Source organism: Gryllotalpicola sp. CP2-P1 (assembly GCF_057512245.1).
Genome location: NZ_JBLRDT010000382.1, coordinates 1 through 1,280 on the forward strand (window position 1 = coordinate 1; position 1,280 = coordinate 1,280).

Genomic DNA, 1,280 nt, shown 5'->3' on the forward strand with positions numbered 1-1,280 from the left:
GGGCGTGAGGAACGAACTGGTGACAGGTTCGGTTTAGGCCGCGAGTGTGAGCGGCTCGGCTAGCTTGGCTTCGAACTCGATGGGCGTCAAGCCGCCGAGGGTGTCCTGGGCTCGTTGGCGGTGGTACTTCCGTTCGATCCAGACCACGATGGCCAGTCGTAGCTCCTGCCGGCTCGTCCACCGCTGCTGGTTGAGCACGTTCGTCTGCAGTAGTGACCAGAACGATTCCATGGCCGCGTTGTCCCCCGCGGCGCCGACGCGTCCCATCGATCCGACCATGTCGTGCCGGCGCAGTTCGCGGGCCATGGCCCGGCTGCGGAACTGGCTGCCCCTGTCGGCGTGCAGGATGCATCCGGCGACCTCACCGCGGCGGGCGACGGCGTTTCGGACGGCGTCGACGGCGAGTTTCGCGGTCATCCGGTCTGAGATCGAGTACCCGACGATCCGGTTGGAGAACACGTCTTTGATCGCGCAGCAGTAGAGCTTGCCTTCGCTCGTCCAGTGCTCCGTGATGTCCGTGAGCCACAGCCGGTTGGGCGCGTCGGCGCGGAACACCCGCTGGACGTGGTCGTCGAACACGGGCGGCCCGGCCTTCTTGCCCTTCCCGCGTCGCCGGCGCTGCGCGGATGAGAGGATCCCGGCCTGCGAGCACAGCTTCCACGCCGTCCGCCTGCTCATCCGCCACCCCGCTCGACGGGCTTCGTCGGCGAGGTATCGGTACCCGAACGTCGGGTCATCATGATGCGCGTCATGCAGCGCGTTGATCCGATACGCGCGGAGCACGTCCGCTTCCCGGATCGGGTCGTTGCGCCACCGATAGTAGGGCTGTCTTGCGAGCTTCAGAACCCGGCACGACACCGTCACGGGGATTCCCGATTCGGCGAGCTCAGATACGAGCGGGTACGTCATTTTGGGGAGCCACCGAGCCGCAGGTTCGCCTGCGACAGATACGCCGCAGCCCTTCTGAGCACCTCGTTCTCCTGCTCGAGCAGGCGGATCCGCTTCTTCAACTCCCGGGCCTCGGCGGCATCGGCGGCGGTCTGACCGGGCCGGTTGCCGTCTTCGACATCCGCTTGGCGGAGCCAGTTCTGCAGCGTCGCCTCGCTGATACCGAAGTCGGTGGCGATCTGTTTGATAGTGACGCCGCTCCCACGGCGCCGAGCGACCGCGACGACGTCCTCGCGGAACTCTCTGGGATAGGGACCAGGCATGATGACATCCTCCCCGCCAGCGCCTCCCGGCACTAACGATCAGTTGTCACCGATCCGTTCCTCACGCCC

At 66.4% G+C, this 1,280-nt stretch carries 1 pseudogene; it reads right to left on the reverse strand.

Annotation, left to right across the window (positions count from 1 at the left end):
- Positions 1 to 33 precede the first annotated feature (33 nt).
- Positions 34 to 1,211: pseudogene (locus ACM2XV_RS15400) on the reverse strand (IS3 family transposase).
- Between the last annotated feature and the right edge of the window lie 69 nt (positions 1,212 to 1,280).